Below are 19,103 nucleotides of genomic sequence, written 5' to 3'. Positions count from 1 at the left end.
ACTTGAAAGTGTGATTTTGATCCCCATATACTAAGCATCAGTAACACTCCCGCCCTCTGGCGGGAGTGATTTTTTTACACACACGCCGGAGCTGACATGAAAACCAAACTTAACGAACTGCTTGAATTTCCTACTCCCTTTACTTACAAAGTAATGGGACAGGCGAAGCCGGAGCTGGTTGACCAGGTGGTTGAAGTGGTACAGCGCCATGCGCCAGGGGACTACTCTCCGACCGTCAAACCCAGCAGCAAAGGCAATTACCACTCGGTCTCAATCACCATCAACGCTACCCATATTGAGCAGGTAGAGACCCTCTACGAAGAGCTGGGTAATATCGAAATCGTTCGAATGGTGCTGTAATCCCCTGCGGTTACCCGGCTCCCGGGTAACCCGCTCGCCTGCTGTGATATACTCCCCGCATCCATTGCCTTCTCCCCGGAGCTGTAGTTTTGTATCAGGATAAAATTCTGGTCCGCCATCTCGGGCTACAACCCTATGAGCCTGTCTCACAGGCTATGCATGATTTTACCGACAGACGCGATGAAGAGACGCCGGATGAGATCTGGCTGGTCGAGCATCCGCCCGTCTTTACCCAGGGCCAGGCGGGCAAAGCGGAGCATGTGCTCCTGCCCGGCGATATTCCGGTTATCCAGAGCGATCGCGGTGGTCAGGTGACCTACCACGGGCCAGGTCAGCAGGTGATGTATGTCCTGCTAAACCTGAAGCGCCGTAAGCTTGGCGTGCGTGAACTGGTGACCCTGCTGGAGCAGACGGTTGTCGCCACGCTTGCGGAATATGGGATTGATGCGCATCCACGCGCGGATGCGCCTGGCGTTTACGTTGGTGAGAAAAAAATCTGTTCGCTGGGACTCAGGATCCGTAAAGGCTGTTCGTTTCATGGGCTTGCGCTCAACGTGGATATGGACCTTTCGCCTTTCCTGCGCATCAACCCTTGCGGCTACGCCGGTATGGAGATGACCCAGATGCGTCACTGGGTAGAAACAGTCACGCCGGATATTATTCGACCCTGTCTCATCCGTAACTTTTTAGCACTGCTTAACAATCCCCCCCACGAATATATTGCCGCTTAATATATTTAGCCGATGGTTCAGTAATTTAGTGGGCCATCGCGCATTTACCCCTTTTGCCCTTTACAATAATCCGCAGATTCTATATTTTCGAAGCGCCTGACCGATTTGCCTTTATGCGATACGCATAATCCATGTGATGTTTACCTCCAGGACGAGTTGTTCATCCCTTATGCAAAAGCCTCCAAACCGACTGATTTGTCTGAATAAGCGACGCCTGCATAATACTTAACCCATTGCTTCAGGCATAATATTTAAATTCAACTATCATTCATATTGTAAATGAATGCGGAGTGAGAGCGTGGATTATAATAATTTACCTGCGAAACGTCAGCTTGCGCCTGGCAGTGACGAGAAGCCGCAAATTTTCCGGACATTACGCAATATCGACCTCAATTTATTGACGATTTTCGAGGCAGTATATGTTCATAAAGGAATCGTTAATGCTGCGAAAATTCTTAATCTCACCCCTTCAGCTATTAGCCAGTCCATTCAAAAACTTCGCGCTATATTTCCCGATCCGCTCTTTATTCGTAAAGGCCAGGGTGTGACCCCCACCGCCTATGCGACTCACCTGCACGAGTATATTAGCCAGGGGCTGGAATCGATACTTGGCGCGCTGGATCTCACCGGCTGCCACGATAAACAGCGCACCATTACTATCGGCACCGCTCCCTCGGTAGGCGCGCTGGTCCTGCCTACTATCTACCAGGCGGTAAAGCGCGAAGCGCCGCAGCTGTTGCTGCGCAATATTCCGGTGGATGATGCGGAAAGCCAGCTCTCTCAATTCCAGACTGACCTGATCGTCGACTGTAATACCTTTGGCGCGCGCGCTCTCGGCCACAACGTGCTCTATGCTGACAGCCTGGTGCTGGTGTGCCGCAAGGACCATCCCGCCTACGGGCATGCCCAGGTGCCAGAACTTCTGCGCGAGTATGAATACGCGTTATTTGTTAACGAGGGATTTAGCCTGAATCATCTGCGCCAGCGCGTGAATGAACTCTTCCCGGAGCGGCTGATTAGCTTTAGTAGTTACAATATGTTTACCATTGCCGCCCTGATCGGCAGCAGCGATCTGCTGACGATTATGCCGGTGAGGCTGTTTAATCTGCTGCGCCAGCACTGGGCGCTTGAGCAGATACCTTTTGCTCCCCTCAACGCAGAATCCATTGAAATTTCGCTGCATTACAACAAGCTCAGCCTGCGTGACCCGATTCCTGGAAAATGTGATCAATATCATCCGTAAAGCCTTCTGACGCTCTCGCCCCGCCTGCGTTATTATCCTGGCCGGGGCAAAGGGCACGAAACAACAACTATTTTACAATTTGGCGACCTCGCAGGCTGCTTTATGGCCCGTTTCAATGATATACTGCCTGTCGTTCGTTCAAAAATAGTTGATAAATACAACATTCCCTTGAATTGGAACGTTTTCCCTCGAATTTCGCAACTGGAACACGCACGCTATGAGTAAACCCATTGTGATGGAACGCGGTGTTAAGTACCGCGACGCCGATAAAATGGCCCTTATCCCGGTTAAAAACGTGGCTACGGAGCGCGAAGCGCTGTTAAGAAAACCGGAGTGGATGAAAATCAAACTTCCGGCGGACTCGTCACGTATTCAGGGTATCAAAGCGGCGATGCGCAAAAATGGCCTTCACTCCGTCTGTGAAGAGGCCTCTTGCCCGAACCTTGCGGAATGTTTTAACCACGGTACGGCGACCTTTATGATTCTGGGCGCTATCTGTACCCGCCGCTGTCCTTTCTGCGACGTGGCGCACGGCCGCCCGATCGCCCCCGATGTGAATGAACCGCAGAAGCTGGCGCAAACTATTGCCGATATGGGACTGCGCTACGTGGTTATCACCTCGGTAGACCGCGACGACCTGCGCGATGGCGGCGCACAGCATTTCGCTGACTGTATCTCCGCTATCCGGGAAAAAAGCCCGAATATCAAAATTGAGACGCTGGTCCCGGACTTCCGCGGCCGCATGGACCGCGCGCTGGATATTCTGACCGCGACGCCGCCAGACGTCTTTAACCATAACCTGGAGAACGTGCCGCGTATCTACCGTCAGGTACGTCCGGGTGCCGACTATAACTGGTCCCTGAAGCTGCTGGAGCGCTTTAAAGAGGCCCACCCGCATATCCCGACGAAATCGGGCCTGATGGTGGGTTTAGGCGAGACGAACGCCGAGATCGTCGAGGTTATGCGCGATCTGCGCCGTCACGGGGTCACGATGCTGACGCTGGGCCAGTATCTGCAGCCGAGCCGCCATCACCTGCCGGTACAGCGCTACGTAAGCCCGGATGAGTTTGATGAAATGAAAGCCGAAGCGCTGGCGATGGGCTTTACCCACGCTGCCTGTGGTCCGTTTGTCCGCTCTTCTTACCATGCCGATTTGCAGGCGAAGGGCGAAGAGGTGAAGTAATATCCGCTTACATTTTCCCCATAAAAAAACCGGCTATCGTGCCGGTTTTTTTATGCCGCCCTTTTCAGGCGCTGCCGTTACTCTTTGTGAGAAAGCTTCTCGGCAACTACAGCGTCGTCTGCATTTTTTTGTGCAGCGACGTCGTCATCATTCATTGCCTTTTTAAAGCCTTTAATGGCTGCACCCAGATCGCCGCCCAGCGTGCGTAACTTCTTTGTGCCAAACAGCAGGACGACCAGCGCAGCGACCACCAGCAGTTTAGTAATACTAATCTCACCCATAGATACCTTCTTTACATAAAAACAGGCTGCATACAGCGCCAAAAACCTGATGGTATTAACGGACATTTGGCGCGCGCACACAATAGCAACCTGTAACAAGGTGAATCAAGCAGTGTTTAAAAAAACGTCATAATAATTGCGGTGGCGCAAAGCGGCGGTTGCGAAGCAGAGGCAGCTGCTGGCGCGCTGAGGCCAGCCGCGCCCGGTCAAATTCCGCCATCACCAGCCCTGGTCCTTCAGCCACTGCCGCTACGGTCACGCCGAGGGGATCAACGATCCGGCTCTGCCCGATGTTGCGATTGCCGCACTCCCCCGCCGCCACCACATAGCAGGTGGTATCCAGCGCCCGGGCCGCCAGCAGGGTTGACCAGTGGTGCTCCTTCAGCGGCCCTTTGACCCACGCTGCCGGGAGCGCCAACAGCTCCGCACCAGCCAGCGCCAGAGCGAGCGCCATCTCCGGGAAGCGCAGATCGTAGCAAGTCATCAGCCCTACCCTTACCCCCTCCACCTCAATCAGCGGCGGAACGATCTTTCCGGCGTCAATCCGGCGCGACTCCTGAATGTTAAAGGCATCGTAGAGGTGAAGCTTGGCATAAGTGGCCACGATCTCCCCTCCGCGCAGCGCCACCAGCGTATTCACCGCTCTGCCCGGTGTGGAAGGCACATGTATGGTCAGAAGAGTGGTGAGGTTATCCTGCGCGCTCTGCGCCAGCAGCGGCTGCAGGAAGCCGCCATCAAGCGGCTGCGCCGAGTTGACCGACAGCTCGGGATCGTTATCATCACGCGCCAGCAACGCCTCGGGCAGTACCAGCAACGAAGCGCCCTGCGCGGCGGCCCTGGCCATCATCTTCACGCAGAGCCGTGCATTTTCCCGCCAGTCAGGCGTTACCGTAAATTGTCCTGCCGCAATATACATATTTTCTCTCTCTGCCGAACGGCGTTACACTCATCGCTTCATTACATCAAATAGCAGGAATAAAGAGTGTTACAACTACTTTTAGCCGTTTTTATTGGGGGAGGCACGGGTAGCGTGGCACGCTGGCTGCTGAGCCTGCGTTTTAACCCGGTTCATCAGGCGATTCCCCTGGGCACGCTGACCGCCAACCTGCTGGGGGCATTTATCATCGGCGCAGGGCTGGCCTGGTTTTCGCGGATGACGCATCTCGATCCCATGTGGAAGCTACTCATCACTACCGGTTTTTGCGGCGGCCTGACCACCTTCTCCACCTTTTCCGCAGAGGTGGTGTTTTTATTACAGGAGGGGCGCATCGGCTGGGCGCTGACCAACATCGCCGTCAATCTGCTCGGCTCCTTTATCATGACCGCGCTCGCATTTTGGCTTTTTTCCACCGCCAGCGCGCACTAAAAACGCCGCGTTAATGTTGGCTTAATTTTTCTCTGTCACCCTTGAAGGATACGTAACGGGGGTGAAGATGAAGCAAAATATAATGAGCGCCAGCATGGTGGCGTTAAGCCTGCTGATTGTGGCAAGCTTTCTGAAAGTTTATCTTTTTAACTAATTCAAAACGAAAAAAACCCGCTCACTGAGCGGGTTTTGAAATTCTTGCTGACGCGTCTGGATTACAGAGCGATTACGTTAGCAGCAGAAGGGCCTTTGGCACCGTTAGTGATTTCAAACTCAACGCGCTGACCTTCAGCCAGAGTTTTGAAACCATTGCTCTGGATTGCAGAGAAGTGTACGAACACGTCTTTGCTGCCATCTTCCGGAGTAATGAAACCGAATCCTTTGGATTCATTAAACCACTTAACGTTACCTTTAATCTTAGACATCAAAATTACCTTTACATGAAAAATCGACACAAATGCTGTGTCGGATACCAGTACATCAATTGTGAGGCGTTTTGTCCAGCGGAACTTTGATAAAAAGTGACAAAAGTCGCGTTAATTTTAGGGGGTAGCTTTTTGTGCTTTACCCACGCTCACCTTCCCTCTTTCTTGCCAGCCTCCCGCTTTTCTGCAGATAAAACGCCACGCACCGCGGCGCCGCTGGTATACCGGGTCATCTGAAAGGTGGCCGTGCCTGCCCAACAAAGGCCAGCGGCAACCCCGCTGGGATCGGAATGGCGCGCCGGGATAACGATCTTTCCGGCAGCGTTCATAACGAGCCCTGTTATTTTTTAGGCCACCAGCCGCCCATTATTGCTCTCTGCCCGGCCCGGGCCAGAAAATTAAGTTTTGATTTACATTATTCTGCTTCAGTCAATATATTCTGTTCATTGTAATAAAATAAAAATCTTAAACTTTTTATGGCTTTACGAAGCCATGAAATTACACTTAAAAATCGTAAGAATAACGTAAACAGATTTAGCCGCTTAATCTTTTATGAAAACCAGATCATTCATCCACTTTATTACCCCTTTGTAAAACAGGGATTTTCCCGCGTTCCCTCCGGCCGGGCAGCATGCTTAACTGCAAAACAGACAGCGATTAACATACCATTATCATATTGATTACAAATCAGTTTATCCCCCTGTCTGATGCCACTCCCTGAATGTCATCCGTGTGGCAAAAGAGTGAAGTTCGTGGCGTTAACAGAGGGTTTATTGATTTTAATCAGCAAGAGTCGCCCATTAATTAGGCACATTTCCATCCTTCTCATTATTGCTGATCTATTCGTGCTCTCCGGGAGTGCGCGTTACAGGGGAATCCATGCTTACCTTTATCGAACTCCTGATCGGAGTGGTCGTCATAGTTGGCGTTGCGCGGTATATCATTAAGGGCTTTTCCGCCACCGGGGTATTATTCGTCGGCGGTTTAACACTGCTTATTATTAGCGCCCTTATGGGCCATCAGGTTTTACCGACCAGCGAAACCGGCACCGGTTATGCCGCCACGGATATTGTCGAATACATTAAGATTCTGCTGATGAGCCGCGGCGGCGATCTCGGTATGATGATCATGATGCTGTGCGGTTTCGCCGCCTATATGACCCATATCGGCGCTAACGACATGGTGGTGAAGCTGGCGTCAAAACCGCTGCAGTATATCAACTCGCCCTATATGCTGATGATTGCCGCCTATTTCGTCGCCTGTCTGATGTCGCTGGCGGTCTCCTCGGCCACCGGCTTGGGGGTGTTGCTGATGGCTACCCTCTTCCCGGTAATGGTTAACGTTGGCATCAGTCGCGGCGCGGCGGCGGCGATCTGCGCTTCCCCAGCAGCCATTATTCTTTCCCCCACCTCCGGGGATGTGGTGCTGGCAGCCAAAGCCGCAGAGATGCCGCTTATCGATTTTGCCTTTAAAACCACCTTGCCTATCTCTATTGCCGCGATTGTCGGCATGGCGATTGCGCACTTTTTCTGGCAGCGGTATCTCGATAAAAAAGAGAATATTAACCATGAGATGCTCGACGTAAGCGAAATTACCACCACCGCGCCGTCGTTTTACGCCATTTTGCCCTTCACCCCCATTATTGGCGTGCTGATTTTTGACGGCAAATGGGGGCCGCAGCTGCACATCATCACAATCCTTGTAATCTGCATGCTGCTGGCGGCGGTACTGGAGTTTGTTCGCGGCTTCAACACCCAAAAGGTATTTACCGGTCTGGAAGTGGCCTATCGCGGTATGGCGGATGCCTTCGCCGGCGTGGTAATGCTGCTGGTCGCGGCGGGGGTATTCGCACAGGGGCTGAGCACTATCGGCTTTATTCAGAGCCTGATCTCCATCGCCACCTCTTTCGGTTCGGCCAGCATTATCCTGATGCTGGTGCTGGTGGTGCTGACTATGCTGGCGGCCATGACCACCGGCTCCGGCAACGCGCCCTTCTACGCCTTTGTAGAGATGATCCCTAAGCTCGCCCACTCCTCCGGCATTAACCCGGCCTATCTCTCGATTCCAATGCTGCAGGCTTCGAACCTGGGACGCACCATTTCGCCGGTATCGGGCGTGGTGGTTGCGGTGGCGGGGATGGCGAAAATCTCGCCGTTTGAGGTGGTGAAACGCACCTCTGTGCCGGTGCTGGTGGGGCTAGTGATTGTCATTGTTGCCACCGAGCTGATGGTGCCGGGCACCGTAGCGGGCTAAGCTCTCCTGATGATCAAAAAGCGCCTGCGGGCGCTTTTTGTGTTTTAATAAGTGGCTAAAATGAATTTAACGTAAATCATCAGGAATTTATATGCTCAGGAAGGATATCGTGAGCCGCTTCAGCGCAGCGGCCGTCGCTCTGTGCGCCTGTTCCGTCGTAGCTGCGCCGCTTCAGGCCACACAATATGCGGATTTTGACCGTTACGTGCTCGCCCTCTCCTGGCAAACCGGTTTTTGTCAGAGTATGCACGATCGCAACCGTGACGAGCCTGACGAGTGCCGTCTGCAAAAAGAGAGTGATACCAAAACCGATTTCCTGACCGTACACGGCCTGTGGCCCGGCCTGCCAAAATCGATCGCGGCGCGCGGCGTTGACGAACGTCGCTGGATGCGTTTTGGCTGCGCCACGCGTCCGGTTCCTGACCTGCCGGAAGCGCGCGCCAGCCGTAAATGCGCTTCGGCGGAAACCGGCCTGTCGCTGGAGGCCGCGGCAAAACTGAACGAAGTGATGCCGGGCGCGGGTGGTAACTCCTGCCTGGAGCGCTACGAATACGCTAAACATGGCGTCTGCTTTGGCTTCGATCCCGACGCCTATTTCGGCACGATGGTGCGAATGAACCAGGAGGTTAAAGCCAGCGCGCTTGGCGCTTTCCTGGCGGCGCACTACGGAAAACCGATCGCCCGCAGCGCCTTTGACGACGCCGTGGCAAAAAGCTGGGGCTCCAACGCGGTGAAGGCGGTGAAGCTGACCTGTAACGGTAATCCGGCCTATTTAACCGAAATGCAGATCTCCCTTCACGCCGCCGCCATCAACGCGCCGCTCACCTCCGCCTCCTTTGCACCGCAGCCGCATCCCGGGAACTGCGGGAAGCAGTTTGTGCTGGACAGCGTCGGCTACTGATCCTTTGCCAGGCGTCACTGCGCCTGGCCTCCCTTTTTCCCTGCCACTCCGCCCCCTGTTGTCCCGGGATCGCCCGACCTTGCCGGGCAAATTCAACGCGTCCCAGCTGCTGCGGGTTGCGCACCAGTCCGCTGAAGAGATCGGCGAAAAAATGCTGGTCTGCGGGAAGCGGGCGGTCGCTCATTGTCAGCTCCGGCGGGCATCCGGGCGCACCAGATCAAAACGCTCGTTTTCGCTGATGCCATAGTAGGCGCTCGGCCCACCCGCCCGCAGGATCGGGTTCGCTTTGGCGGTCTGGTAGATCCCCTTCTCCAGCAGCCCCTCGTGGATATGCACGCCCACCACTTCTCCCAGCACCAGCCAGGTATCAATGGGCGCGCCGTCGGCCCCCGTCAGCTGGATGCACTGGCTCAGACGACACTCAAAATTGACCGGGCTTTCCGCCACGCGCGGCGGCGCCACCACGCGGCTGGCGACGGGCGTCAGTCCGGCAAAGGTAAACTCATCTTCATCGTGCGGCAGCGAGGCGGAGGTTTCATTCATGGCGCTCGCCAGTTCGCGGGTCGCCAGGTTCCAGACAAATTCTCGCGTCTCGGTAATATTTCGCACGCTGTCTTTCCAGCCGTTGCTGGAAAAGCCGATAATCGGCGGGCGGTAGTTGAAGCAGTTAAAGAAACTGTAGGGGGCCAGATTGTGTCGCCCTTCGCTGTCCTGGCTGGCGATCCAGCCGATAGGACGCGGGCCGATAATGGCGTTTAAGGGATCGTGCGGCAGGCCATGGCCTTCAGAGGGCTGATAAAAATACATAGTTTTCCCGAAGACAAAAAGCGGGCAGCGATTGCCGGCCCGGTTTGAGAGACATCCGGCGATAATAGTAGGCGGCCCTGCGCCAGGCAATAGCGCCGCGTGTTATCTGCACAACATTCACAGTAGTGATGAATGTGACCGCCATCACTTCAAAGTTTGCCAGACAATCAGTATTATCAGAGAAGTTAAAACCCTCGCTGCCAGACGGCGAGGGTTTTCTTTTGGATAAAAGCCTGCGCGACGCGCGGCGTTAACGACATGGAGTAGAAGATGTCCAGACCCCCTATCATCATTAACGAACTGGATGCGGAACGTATCGATCGCCTGCTGGAACAGCCCGCTTACGCTTCGCTGCCGGTGGCCGACGCTCTCAACGTCGAGTTAGACCGGGCGCAGATGTGCGCCCCCGCATCGATGCCGCATGACGTGGTGACCATGAACAGCAAGGTCACCTTCCGCGATTTAAAGAGCGGTGAGACGCGCACCCGCACGCTGGTCTATCCGACACAGATGACCGACAGCAGCACCCAGCTCTCCGTCCTGGCGCCGGTGGGCGCCGCGCTGCTGGGCCTGCGCGTAGGCGATACCATTAACTGGGCACTGCCGGGCGGCGCCTCGACCCATCTGGAGGTGCTGGAGTTGCTCTATCAGCCAGAAGCCGCGGGTGAGTACCTGCGCTAACCTCTTAAGCGCTACGCCGCTTGATCAGGAGGATGCGACTGCATCCTCTTTACGCAATTTCACCCGTTCTTCCTGGCGCAACGCGTACCGCCTTCGGTGCAGACTGGAGCCGTTTCTCTGTATGAGGACGGTTATGAGCGAGATCCTCGTCATCACCCTGGTCTATTGCGCGATTGCGGCGATCCTTGTCGCGGCGGTGCTTTATCTGGAACGTCACTGGTAAGTGACGTTACACGACGCCACCCGGCATCGGGTTAACCAGACCGGTCGCTTTCTCCTGTGCGGCTTCGGCGCTGGCAGCGCCAGGAACCAGAATCACCTTGCGGCACTCCTCCTCCCGCTTCTCAAAGATCTCGTAGCCGCGCGCGGCCTCCTCCAGCGGCATGTAGTGGGTGACTATCTCTTCTGGTTTCAGCAGCCCTTTTTCGATTAGCGGCAGCAGCTCCCCAAGCCAGGCGTGCACGTGGGTCTGCCCCATCTTAAAGCTGAGCCCTTTATCAAAGGCATCGCCAAAAAGGAAACCATGGATGAACCCGGCATAAACGCCCGGCACGCTCACCACCCCGCCGCGGCGCACCGCAGCCATACACTGGCGTAGCGCCTTACCGCTGCTCCCTTCCAGCTTGAGGTTGCTGAGGATGGTCTCGGTAGTGCTGCCTTTGGCCTCAAAGCCGACGGCGTCAATGACCGCATCCACGCCGCGGTGCCCTGCGGTCTGCTCGATAATCGCTTCCGCCGGATCGTCAATCTCATCGAAGTTAATGGGGATCGCCCCGTAACGCTGCTGGGCAAAGCTCAAACGATAGGGATGGTGATCGACGATAAAGATCTGCTCCGCCCCCAGCAGACGCGCGCAGGCGATGGTCAGCAGCCCCACCGGACCGGCGCCAAATACCGCCACGCTTGAGCCTTTTTCAATCTGGGCGTTTTTTGCCGCCTGCCACGCCGTAGGCAGAATATCGGATAAAAAGAGCGCCTTATCATCAGAGAGCAGCGGCGGCACCTTAAAGGGACCGACGTTGCCCTTCGGCACGCGGACATACTCAGCCTGTCCGCCCGGTACGCCGCCGTAGAGGTGGCTGTAGCCAAACAGCGCGGCCGGCGGCGGGATCTGTTTTTTATTCAGCGCTGAGCCCTGACCGGAGTTGGTGTTTTCACAGGCGGAATATTGCTGGAGGCGGCAAAAGAAGCAGTCGCCGCAGGCAATGACAAAGGGGATCACCACCCGATCGCCCTTACGGATGTTTTTCACTTCGCTGCCGGTTTCCACCACCTCGCCCATAAATTCATGACCAAAGATATCGCCATGTTTAACCTTGGGGATTTTGCCGCGATAAAGATGCAGATCCGAGCCGCAAATGGCGGTGGCGGTTACGCGCAGAATAATATCGTCGGGCTGCTCGATACCGGGATCGGGCACTTCCTCGACGCGAACATGATGTGGGCCGTGGTACGTGAGTGCTTTCATGCAACCTCCGTAAAAAAAGTGCGGATTAGTTCTTTAAAGGGTAGTCATCCCCGGCGCTTCGCCGATAAAAAGGGTGGTTTTGAGATTAATCCTGGAATCAGGCAGCCAACGGAGGGGTTAAAAAACGGGCGGAAAGCAAAAGTGCTGTAAAGATAGCAGAAACAAATACTATTTTATGCTTGAATGAATTAGACGTTGAATAACAAGGAGAAACGGGTATGTATAAGACTATCATTATGCCGGTTGATGTTTTCGAAATGGCGTTAAGTGACAAGGCCGTACGTCACGCCGAGTTTCTGGCACAGCAGGAGGGCATTATTCATCTGCTGCACGTGCTGCCGGGTTCCGCCAGCCTGAGTTTGCATCGGTTTGCCGCCGACGTTCGCCGCTTTGAGGAGCACCTTGAGCGCGAAGCCCAGGCGCGACTGCAAACCATGGTGGAACATTTTACGCTCGATCCGTCGCGTATTAAGACCCACGTTCGCTTCGGCAGCGTGCGCGATGCGGTAAACGAGCTGGCGGAGGAGCTACAGGCCGACGTCGTGGTTATCGGTTCGCGTAACCCTTCTATTACCACGCATCTGTTAGGCTCTAACGCCTCCAGCGTGATCCGCCACGCCCATATTCCGGTGATGGTGGTGCGCTAAACGTAAAAACCCCGCGAATGCGGGGTTTTTTCTGTCAGTAGAGATGGCCGATATTGACGATGGTGCTGATGGTATCGCCAAAAAAGCTCAACCGGCTCAGCAGCATGGACGCGAGCAGAATGACGAACAGCGTTCTCGGCATCGCGCGGCGCAGGGTAAGCGCTAACGCAGCGATAGCGCATACCAGGCTCAGCAGCCAGAGCGGCGAGGTGAGCCACGCATGAGCCGTCATCTTCACCACGGTGCCGCCGCTTAGCCAGATCAGCGGCGCGACCACCATCACCGCGATAAAGACCACGATTGCCTGACGCAGCGCGGCAACCGACGCGTTAAGCTTCAGCAGCGGCGCGCCAGCGCAGCCCATCACCCAGACGGTGATAAAGAAGAATACCATCGTCAGGCCGTTGGCGATCGCCTGCATCGCCGGCGCGGCATAGGTCATCCCCTGCACTGCCACCAGCAGAATGCCAAACAGCGACGCCAGCAGCGCCGCCCCCTTGTTGCCTTTGGTCAAAAAGGCCAGCGCAATCATCGCCCCGTAAAGCGTCGCACCGAGAATTTCACGGCTCAGCCAGGCGTGTCTGAGGTTGATCAGTGCGTTATAGGCATGGTCCGGATGCGCCAGGTGGAGGATCGCCGCCACAGACGCGACGCCCAGGACCAGCCCGGTGATCAGCCACATCACGCGGTTGCCTTCGATTTGCCCGCGCCAGGTACGCCAGGTAAGCAGCAGCGTCATCCCGACGGACATCTGGCTTAAAACGGTAAAAATGACTAACGGCAGCTCATACTTTTCCATTAATTGTCCTCCGGCTGTTTCGGCTGACGCGCCAGAATGAAGCGTGTGCCCGGATTGAGCTGCGGCATGTGCGGGAAGCCCGGCGGGAACTGCACCGCATTCTCCGGCAGCGGATCGGAATCGAGATCGATAATGGTCAACGCCCCGACCGGGCAGGCGTTAACGCACGCCGGATTCATACCGATATCGAGTCGTTCGTAGCACATGCTGCACTTCTCGGCCTTCCGGGTCTCTTCGTTGAAGCGCGGCGCACCATAAGGGCAGTTGCGAATGCAGTTTTTACAGCCGATGCAGCGCTCAGGGTTGTGTACTACCACTCCATCTTCGCGTCTGGTATAGGCTTCTACCGGGCAGGCGGCGACGCAGGCCGGGTGTTCACAGTGGTTACAGGCCAGCGAGTAGAACGCGCGCTCTTCGTGCGGATAGATCTCTTTATCCAGCGGATAGACGTAACGCCAGAAGCGCTCCGGCTCCAGCTGGTTAAAACTCTTACAGGCCATTGCACAGCCACGGCAGCCGATGCATTTATCGCTATTGACTAAGAATGCGCGTCTCATGCGGCGGATTCTCCTTTACTGATCAACTCTACGTCAGCAAACTGACTGTGGATGGCGGCGCCCGGCGCGCCGGTTTTCATCAAGCCCATATCGGCTGGGGTATCGGCAACCACGTTTTGCACGTTGTATTTACGTTTCGGGAACCAGGCCTCGTACATCACCAGGAAATCTTCCGGTACGTTAGTGGTGACTTTCGCCCGCAGCTCAATCTCCCCGGTGCCGTTAAAGACTTTGACCAGATCGTTCTCGCTGATGCCCTTTTTCTTCGCGGAAGCAGGATGGATATAGACGAACGGTTCCGGGTAGAAGACCTGCATCCAGTCCAGGTTAATGAACTGGGAATGCAGACCAAACTGCACGTGCGGCGTAAAGAGGTGGAATGGCAGCTTGCTCTCCGCTTCCGGTTTATATTCCGGCAGCGCGGTGTGGCCGTTTTTCTCCGCCAGCTCAGATTTAAATTCATACTTGCCTGACGGCGTTTTGAATTTGCGGTCGTACCATGCGGCAGAGCTTGGCAGGATCGCTTTCTTCGGCCCGTCCAGCAGATCGTCCCAGGAGGAGATGCCGAACATCTTCGCCATACCGTCGTTAAACTCCAGATCCAGCCAGCGCTTATGATCGAACTCCTGCGGGAAAGTACAGGAGCCCGGCTCCATCTTGTTGATGGCGCGCGACAGCAGGGTGGCGATTTCAAGGTCGCATTTCGCCTCGTACATCGGCTTAATGGCCGGCTGGTTGATGGAGAGCCAGTAGTGCCAGTAAGAGGCATCCACGTTCCACTCTTCAAAGGCGGTGGTTACCGGCAGCACAATATCGGCGTGCTGAACGGTTTCGTTGAAGAACTGATCGGCGCAGACCACCATCTCCACTTTTTCGAACGCTTTTTCCATTTTGCTGCGATCGAAATCCTGGGAGAACGGGTTCTTACAGGCGACCCACAGCATACGCACCGGCGGATCGTTAGCGTCGAGAATACCCTGCGCCGTCTGGTTGATGTTCAGGGAGCGGTCGGAGTACTGAACCGCCGCGCCGTCTGCGGCGCTGGCGCCAAATTCACTGGTCGTGCCCGCCGCGCCAGGCACGCCAACCGAGCCGACCGGCGGCTTCTGCAGCATGGCGTTGTAGTTAAAGCCCCAGGTATGCAGATGGCCGTAGCGGGCGCCGCCGCCCTCCACACCAATGTTGCCTGTCATCGCGACAAAGGCGTCAATCGCGCGTACGTTAGCCCCGCCGTTGACGTGGCGCTGCATCCCGTAACCAATCCACACCGTCGCCGGGTTAACCGCGGTAAACTCTTCCGCCAGCTGGCGAATGACATCCGCGGAGAGGCCGCAGATTTCCGACGCCCACTCCACCGTAACGTTGTTGCGCAGGTACGCTTCAAATTCGGCATAGCCGTGGGCGTAGTTATTCACGAAGTCGTGATCCACTAACCCTTTATCGACCAGGTGGCGCGCCATACCCAGCGCCAGCGCGCCATCGGAACCCGGACGCACGCGCAGGTAAAGATCGGCTTTCGCGGCAGTCTGCGACAGGAGCGGGTCGATAACTACCACTTTCGCCCCTTTCTCCCGCGCCTGATAGATGTACTTCATGGTGTGCATAGAGCACCAGGCCGGGTTAGCGCCCCAGATAATGATATATTTGGCTTTCACCATATCTTCCGGGTCGTTACACCACATGTCGCCCATGTCGTAGTTTTGCGCGTCGATGCCGGCAGGCCAGCACGGCGTACCGGCAAATCGGGTGGTGTAGCCAAGGGAGGACATCATCCCCTCCACGGCATAGTTCAGCACGCCGAACTTACCGGAATATTTGGTCAGCGCCACCCCCAGCATGGAGCCATCTTTCTTCTTAATCTCGAGCATCTTGGCGGCAATGCGCTGCATCGCCTCCTCCCAGGAGATGCGACGCCAGTTGCCGCTGCCGCGAACGTCCTGCACCATCGGGTACTTGATGCGGTCCGGGCTATAGACACGGCGCGGATAGCTCAGCCCTTTTACGCACGGCGTACCGTGGGTAAAGGTCGATTCCGGCGCCCCTTCGACAAAGGTAATCACATCGTCTTTAACCCAGGTCTTCAGGCTGCAGGTGTCATAGCAGTTACGCGGACATGCATTCCGATAGATTTTGTAGGTTTTGGGATTAAATGGGATCGGAGGTTGCGCGTAAGCGCAACGGGAAGACAGCAGCCCCCCGGGTAAAGCAGACACTGCCCCCAGCGCAACCAGTCCCTTTAAAAATGAACGTCTGTTCAACAGACCCGGTTCATTGCTCATATAGACACTCTCGTTTTTAATTCATCAAGCCAATCAGATAATCTTTCCGCCACGTGACGTAGCGGCGCCGTTTGGGCATTTATTTTTATTTTCTCGCAATACACAGGCACCCATGACAGCACGTATTCATTTACGTAGTGAATGAATGCCTCTGTATATTCTGTGGACTGCCGGGCGTTAACGGACAATAGCACCGCCAGTTCCAGCACACAGGAAATATGATCGTCCGGGATATTATTTTCTTGATTGAGGGACAACCCTAACTGCTCCATAAATTCACGCAGGTTCAGGGTAGTTTTGCCCATCACCAGCCCCGCCTCCTCAAGATAGACGGAGGCGAAAGGCGCGGCCTTGAGCTTCCCGGGCCCGACAAACAGGGCATTGAAATCATACTCAACGGCCAGCCACTCCTCCTCTGTGAGGGCGCTCGCTGCCTGGTTAAGGGCCAGGTAAGCAGACTTCAGGGAGTGGCTATCGGAGGCAATAAAGAAATCACGCAGCAGTAACCCTGACGACTCAAATTCCGTCAGAGCTTTATAAATTGAATCCATGAATACACCAACTTATCATTCACGCAATAAATATATTGTTTGCTATTGGGCGATATAATAATAAAAAGGCGTTTATTCTTTTTTGATTAAAATGTTCATTAACCACATAAAAACAATGGTTAACTCATTTTATTGTTTCAAAATTTATCTGATTAAGAGGGACGAAAAAAAACCGCCGGTCATCCTGACAGGCGGTTTTGGGAATTGCAGGTGTTGTCTTGCTTTCTTTTATGCAGTTTTGGTGCGAATCAGATAATCAAAGGAGCTCAGGGAGGCTTTTGCCCCTTCGCCGGTTGCAATGATGATCTGCTTATACGGTACGGTGGTGCAGTCACCCGCGGCAAAGACCCCTTTCACGCTGGTTTCGCACTTCGCGTCGATGATGATCTCACCCATACGGTTGCGCTCCAGCGCCCCTTCCAGCCACACGGTATTCGGCAGCAGGCCAATCTGGACGAAGATACCCGACAGCGCAACGTTGTGTACATCGCCGCTTACGCGGTCGCGATATTCCAGGCCGGTCACTTTACTGCCGTCGCCCTTCACTTCGGTGGTCTGAGCGTTCAGAACGATATCGACGTTGTTCAGGCTGCGCACTTTATCCTGCAGAACCTGATCCGCTTTCATTTCCGGAGCAAATTCCAGCAGCGTGACGTGCTCAACGATACCCGCCAGGTCGATTGCCGCTTCCACACCGGAGTTGCCCCCGCCGATGACCGCCACACGCTTACCTTTAAACAGCGGGCCGTCGCAGTGCGGGCAGTAGGTCACCCCTTTGGTGCGATACTGATCTTCGCCCGGCACGTTCATGTTGCGCCATTTCGCGCCGGTCGCGATGATCACGCTGCGCGCTTTCAGCACCGCGCCGGAGGCGGTTTCAATCTGATGCAGACCGCCTTCCTGAGAAGCCGGAACCAGGCGGCTGGCGCTCTGGCTGTCGATCACATCCACGTTATAGTCGCTCACGTGCGCTTTCAGGGCGCCGGCCAGCTTCTGACCTTCCGTTTTCGGTACGGAGATGTAGTTTTCGATATCAACGGTATCCAGCACCTGACCGCCAAAGCGCTCGCCCATCAGACCGGTACGGATCCCTTTACGGGCAGAGTAGACAGCCGCCGCTGCGCCCGCCGGGCCGGAGCCGACGATCAGCACATCATACGCGTCACGCTGGTTCAGCTCTTCCGCCGCGCGTTTTTCAGCGCCGGTATCGACTTTGGCAACGATTTCGGTCAGCGTCATGCGGCCCTGGCCAAACTCTTTACCGTTAACGAAGACCGCCGGAACACCCATCACGCCGCGATCGGTGATTTCATTCTGGAAGGTGCCGCCATCAATCGCCGTATGTTTGATGCGCGGGTTCAGGACCGCCATCAGGTTCAGCGCCTGTACCACATCCGGGCAGTTATGGCAGGAGAGCGAATAATAGGTTTCAAATTCAAAATCACCGTCGATGTCGCGGATCTGCTCCAGCAGAGACTGCGCCTCTTTAGACGGGTGACCGCCGGTCCAGAGCAGCGCCAGCACCAGAGAGGTAAACTCGTGGCCCAGCGGCGAGCCCGCAAAGCGCGGCCCCTTGTCAGATCCCGGGTTGGTGATCAGGAAAGAGGGCTTGCGCACCGGCAGGCTGTTATCCTCTTTAAAGGTCACTTTCGGTGACAGTTCGGCGATTTCCGCCAGCAGTTCCTTGATTTCTGCCGATTTAGCGCTGTCATCCAGCGTGGCAATCAGCTCAACAGGTTTGGTCAGTTTCTCAAGGTAGGCCTTGAGCTGGGTTTTCATAGTAGTGTCGAGCATCGTTATCTCCTGCTTAAAAACATCATCATGCAAGCTGCCTTATGGCTGCCTGAATGCAACTTGAATCATGGTGTTGAAGAAACAGGCGCAGAACTGCGCCTGTGGATTGCCGGATGGCACTGCGTTTAACCGGCCTACGATTTTGTAGGCCCGCGCAAGCGTAGCGCCGCCGGGCAGAACAGACTTAAATCTTACCAACCAGATCTAAGGACGGAGCCAGAGTCGCTTCGCCTTCTTTCCATTTAGCCGGGCACACTTCGCCTGGGTGAGCAGCAACGTACTGAGCCGCTTTGATTTTACGCAGCAGGTCAGACGCGTCACGGCCAATACCTTCAGCGGTAACTTCGATAGCCTGGATGATGCCCTGCGGGTCAACGATAAAGGTGCCGCGATCGGCCAGACCTTCGTCTTCACGCATGTTTTCAAAGTTACGGGTCAGGGCGCCAGTCGGGTCGCCGATCATCGCGTATTTGATTTTCGCGATGGTTTCAGAGCTGCTGTGCCACGCTTTATGAGTGAAGTGGGTATCGGTAGATACAGAGTAAACGTCTACGCCCAGCTTCTGCAGTTCTTCGTAGTGATCTGCCACGTCGCCCAGTTCGGTCGGGCAAACGAAGGTGAAGTCAGCCGGATAGAAGAAGAAGACGCTCCAGCGGCCTTCGATATCTTTCTCGGTTACTTCGATAAATTCACCGTTCTTGAACGCCTGGTTTTTGAAAGGTTTAACTTTGGTATTAATCAAGGACATCTATACTTCCTCCGTGTTTTCGTTGAGAT

At 55.2% G+C, this 19,103-nt stretch carries 20 protein-coding genes and 2 pseudogenes; 10 read left to right on the top strand and 12 right to left on the bottom strand.

Annotated features, from left to right (window positions below; translation table 11 throughout):
• Positions 1-96: 96 nt before the first annotated feature.
• From ybeD to lipA, 4 genes and pseudogenes are all read left to right on the top strand, one after another.
• On the top strand, positions 97-360 hold the full coding sequence (gene ybeD / locus BN3796_RS10740) for a DUF493 family protein YbeD (RefSeq protein WP_061708335.1): 264 nt from the start codon (positions 97-99) through the stop codon (positions 358-360).
• Positions 361-449: 89 nt separating this feature from the next.
• Positions 450-1,091, top strand: coding sequence for a lipoyl(octanoyl) transferase LipB (gene lipB / locus BN3796_RS10735; RefSeq protein ID WP_061708334.1), 642 nt, complete (start codon positions 450-452; stop codon positions 1,089-1,091).
• Positions 1,092-1,389: 298 nt separating this feature from the next.
• A pseudogene (locus tag BN3796_RS10730) lies at positions 1,390-2,344 on the top strand (YbeF family transcriptional regulator).
• Positions 2,345-2,551: 207 nt separating this feature from the next.
• Positions 2,552-3,517, top strand: a complete 966-nt coding sequence (gene lipA / locus BN3796_RS10725) for a lipoyl synthase (RefSeq protein ID WP_061708333.1) — start codon at positions 2,552-2,554, stop codon at positions 3,515-3,517.
• A 77-nt stretch (positions 3,518-3,594) separates the two neighbouring features.
• On the opposite strand, the gene tatE is transcribed toward lipA, so the two are convergent.
• A complete protein-coding gene (tatE, locus tag BN3796_RS10720) occupies positions 3,595-3,798 on the bottom strand; it encodes a twin-arginine translocase subunit TatE (RefSeq protein ID WP_061708332.1) in 204 nt (67 codons plus the stop codon).
• A 127-nt stretch (positions 3,799-3,925) separates the two neighbouring features.
• A complete protein-coding gene (locus tag BN3796_RS10715) occupies positions 3,926-4,714 on the bottom strand; it encodes a deaminated glutathione amidase (protein WP_061708331.1) in 789 nt (262 codons plus the stop codon).
• A 66-nt stretch (positions 4,715-4,780) separates the two neighbouring features.
• Here BN3796_RS10715 and crcB point away from each other — a divergent pair, with 66 nt between their 5' ends.
• Positions 4,781-5,164: a fluoride efflux transporter CrcB gene (gene crcB, locus BN3796_RS10710; protein ID WP_061708330.1), complete on the top strand. Its 384-nt coding sequence runs from the start codon at positions 4,781-4,783 to the stop codon at positions 5,162-5,164.
• 215 nt (positions 5,165-5,379) lie between these two features.
• On the opposite strand, the gene cspE is transcribed toward crcB, so the two are convergent.
• A complete protein-coding gene (gene cspE / locus BN3796_RS10705; RefSeq protein ID WP_002439184.1) occupies positions 5,380-5,589 on the bottom strand; it encodes a transcription antiterminator/RNA stability regulator CspE in 210 nt (69 codons plus the stop codon).
• An 879-nt stretch (positions 5,590-6,468) separates the two neighbouring features.
• On the opposite strand from cspE, the gene dcuC reads away from it, so the two are divergent.
• Positions 6,469-7,842 carry an anaerobic C4-dicarboxylate transporter DcuC gene (gene dcuC, locus BN3796_RS10695; protein WP_061708328.1) on the top strand — a complete coding sequence of 458 codons (1,374 nt, stop codon included), beginning with the start codon at positions 6,469-6,471 and terminating at the stop codon, positions 7,840-7,842.
• 91 nt (positions 7,843-7,933) lie between these two features.
• Positions 7,934-8,743, top strand: a complete 810-nt coding sequence (gene rna, locus BN3796_RS10690; protein WP_061708327.1) for a ribonuclease I — start codon at positions 7,934-7,936, stop codon at positions 8,741-8,743.
• Between the two features lie 64 nt (positions 8,744-8,807).
• Here the strand turns inward: rna and BN3796_RS20975 are convergent.
• Together BN3796_RS20975 and BN3796_RS10685 are read right to left on the bottom strand one after the other, a co-directional pair.
• Positions 8,808-8,927, bottom strand: a pseudogene (locus tag BN3796_RS20975) (AraC family transcriptional regulator); the annotation flags it as partial.
• Between the two features lie 2 nt (positions 8,928-8,929).
• On the bottom strand, positions 8,930-9,550 hold the full coding sequence (locus BN3796_RS10685) for a flavin reductase family protein (protein WP_061708326.1): 621 nt from the start codon (positions 9,548-9,550) through the stop codon (positions 8,930-8,932).
• A 270-nt stretch (positions 9,551-9,820) separates the two neighbouring features.
• Between BN3796_RS10685 and rnk the strand changes: the two genes are divergently transcribed.
• Positions 9,821-10,231 (top strand): nucleoside diphosphate kinase regulator, encoded by a 411-nt coding sequence (gene rnk / locus BN3796_RS10680; protein WP_061708325.1) that lies wholly within the window; start codon positions 9,821-9,823, stop codon positions 10,229-10,231.
• 133 nt (positions 10,232-10,364) lie between these two features.
• Positions 10,365-10,454: a small membrane protein YldA gene (gene yldA, locus BN3796_RS21120; RefSeq protein WP_321572441.1), complete on the top strand. Its 90-nt coding sequence runs from the start codon at positions 10,365-10,367 to the stop codon at positions 10,452-10,454.
• Between the two features lie 6 nt (positions 10,455-10,460).
• Here the strand turns inward: yldA and BN3796_RS10675 are convergent, their stop codons facing one another.
• Positions 10,461-11,699, bottom strand: coding sequence for a zinc-dependent alcohol dehydrogenase (locus tag BN3796_RS10675; protein ID WP_061708324.1), 1,239 nt, complete (start codon positions 11,697-11,699; stop codon positions 10,461-10,463).
• A gap of 218 nt (positions 11,700-11,917) precedes the next feature.
• Here BN3796_RS10675 and uspG point away from each other — a divergent pair, with 218 nt between their 5' ends.
• Entirely contained in the window at positions 11,918-12,346 is a 429-nt protein-coding gene (uspG, locus tag BN3796_RS10670; RefSeq protein ID WP_061708323.1) for a universal stress protein UspG, read from the top strand.
• Between the two features lie 34 nt (positions 12,347-12,380).
• On the opposite strand, the gene BN3796_RS10665 is transcribed toward uspG, so the two are convergent.
• From BN3796_RS10665 to ahpC, 6 genes are all read right to left on the bottom strand, one after another.
• Positions 12,381-13,145 carry a dimethyl sulfoxide reductase anchor subunit family protein gene (locus tag BN3796_RS10665; protein ID WP_061708322.1) on the bottom strand — a complete coding sequence of 255 codons (765 nt, stop codon included), beginning with the start codon at positions 13,143-13,145 and terminating at the stop codon, positions 12,381-12,383.
• A complete protein-coding gene (locus BN3796_RS10660) occupies positions 13,145-13,702 on the bottom strand; it encodes a 4Fe-4S dicluster domain-containing protein (protein WP_061708321.1) in 558 nt (185 codons plus the stop codon). The genes BN3796_RS10665 and BN3796_RS10660 overlap by 1 nt, the downstream gene beginning before the upstream one ends.
• Positions 13,699-15,981: a molybdopterin-dependent oxidoreductase gene (locus BN3796_RS10655; protein WP_061708320.1), complete on the bottom strand. Its 2,283-nt coding sequence runs from the start codon at positions 15,979-15,981 to the stop codon at positions 13,699-13,701. The genes BN3796_RS10660 and BN3796_RS10655 overlap by 4 nt, the downstream gene beginning before the upstream one ends.
• Positions 15,978-16,532 carry a TorD/DmsD family molecular chaperone gene (locus BN3796_RS10650; RefSeq protein WP_061708319.1) on the bottom strand — a complete coding sequence of 185 codons (555 nt, stop codon included), beginning with the start codon at positions 16,530-16,532 and terminating at the stop codon, positions 15,978-15,980. Before BN3796_RS10650 ends, BN3796_RS10655 begins: the two co-directional genes overlap by 4 nt.
• A gap of 228 nt (positions 16,533-16,760) precedes the next feature.
• Positions 16,761-18,326, bottom strand: coding sequence for an alkyl hydroperoxide reductase subunit F (gene ahpF, locus BN3796_RS10645; protein ID WP_061708318.1), 1,566 nt, complete (start codon positions 18,324-18,326; stop codon positions 16,761-16,763).
• A gap of 184 nt (positions 18,327-18,510) precedes the next feature.
• Positions 18,511-19,074: an alkyl hydroperoxide reductase subunit C gene (ahpC, locus tag BN3796_RS10640; RefSeq protein ID WP_061708317.1), complete on the bottom strand. Its 564-nt coding sequence runs from the start codon at positions 19,072-19,074 to the stop codon at positions 18,511-18,513.
• Between the last annotated feature and the right edge of the window lie 29 nt (positions 19,075-19,103).

It is taken from the genome of Pseudenterobacter timonensis (genome assembly GCF_900021175.1).
Classification (GTDB): domain Bacteria; phylum Pseudomonadota; class Gammaproteobacteria; order Enterobacterales; family Enterobacteriaceae; genus Enterobacter; species Enterobacter timonensis.
Note: the sequence above shows the minus strand (reverse complement) of the source record. Positions and strands in the feature narration are given on the sequence as shown.

What these genes read in the sequence shown, in the direction of transcription:
- ybeD (WP_061708335.1), top strand. Translation starts at nt 97, where the DNA reads ATGAAAACCAAACTTAACGAACTGCTTGAATTTCCTACTCCCTTTACT.
- lipA (WP_061708333.1), top strand. Translation starts at nt 2,552, where the DNA reads ATGAGTAAACCCATTGTGATGGAACGCGGTGTTAAGTACCGCGACGCC.
- tatE (WP_061708332.1), bottom strand. Translation starts at nt 3,798, where the DNA reads ATGGGTGAGATTAGTATTACTAAACTGCTGGTGGTCGCTGCGCTGGTC.
- BN3796_RS10715 (WP_061708331.1), bottom strand. Translation starts at nt 4,714, where the DNA reads ATGTATATTGCGGCAGGACAATTTACGGTAACGCCTGACTGGCGGGAA.
- cspE (WP_002439184.1), bottom strand. Translation starts at nt 5,589, where the DNA reads ATGTCTAAGATTAAAGGTAACGTTAAGTGGTTTAATGAATCCAAAGGA.
- dcuC (WP_061708328.1), top strand. Translation starts at nt 6,469, where the DNA reads ATGCTTACCTTTATCGAACTCCTGATCGGAGTGGTCGTCATAGTTGGC.
- rna (WP_061708327.1), top strand. Translation starts at nt 7,934, where the DNA reads ATGCTCAGGAAGGATATCGTGAGCCGCTTCAGCGCAGCGGCCGTCGCT.
- BN3796_RS10685 (WP_061708326.1), bottom strand. Translation starts at nt 9,550, where the DNA reads ATGTATTTTTATCAGCCCTCTGAAGGCCATGGCCTGCCGCACGATCCC.
- rnk (WP_061708325.1), top strand. Translation starts at nt 9,821, where the DNA reads ATGTCCAGACCCCCTATCATCATTAACGAACTGGATGCGGAACGTATC.
- yldA (WP_321572441.1), top strand. Translation starts at nt 10,365, where the DNA reads ATGAGCGAGATCCTCGTCATCACCCTGGTCTATTGCGCGATTGCGGCG.
- BN3796_RS10675 (WP_061708324.1), bottom strand. Translation starts at nt 11,699, where the DNA reads ATGAAAGCACTCACGTACCACGGCCCACATCATGTTCGCGTCGAGGAA.
- uspG (WP_061708323.1), top strand. Translation starts at nt 11,918, where the DNA reads ATGTATAAGACTATCATTATGCCGGTTGATGTTTTCGAAATGGCGTTA.
- BN3796_RS10665 (WP_061708322.1), bottom strand. Translation starts at nt 13,145, where the DNA reads ATGGAAAAGTATGAGCTGCCGTTAGTCATTTTTACCGTTTTAAGCCAG.
- BN3796_RS10660 (WP_061708321.1), bottom strand. Translation starts at nt 13,702, where the DNA reads ATGAGACGCGCATTCTTAGTCAATAGCGATAAATGCATCGGCTGCCGT.
- BN3796_RS10655 (WP_061708320.1), bottom strand. Translation starts at nt 15,981, where the DNA reads ATGAGCAATGAACCGGGTCTGTTGAACAGACGTTCATTTTTAAAGGGA.
- BN3796_RS10650 (WP_061708319.1), bottom strand. Translation starts at nt 16,532, where the DNA reads ATGGATTCAATTTATAAAGCTCTGACGGAATTTGAGTCGTCAGGGTTA.
- ahpF (WP_061708318.1), bottom strand. Translation starts at nt 18,326, where the DNA reads ATGCTCGACACTACTATGAAAACCCAGCTCAAGGCCTACCTTGAGAAA.
- ahpC (WP_061708317.1), bottom strand. Translation starts at nt 19,074, where the DNA reads ATGTCCTTGATTAATACCAAAGTTAAACCTTTCAAAAACCAGGCGTTC.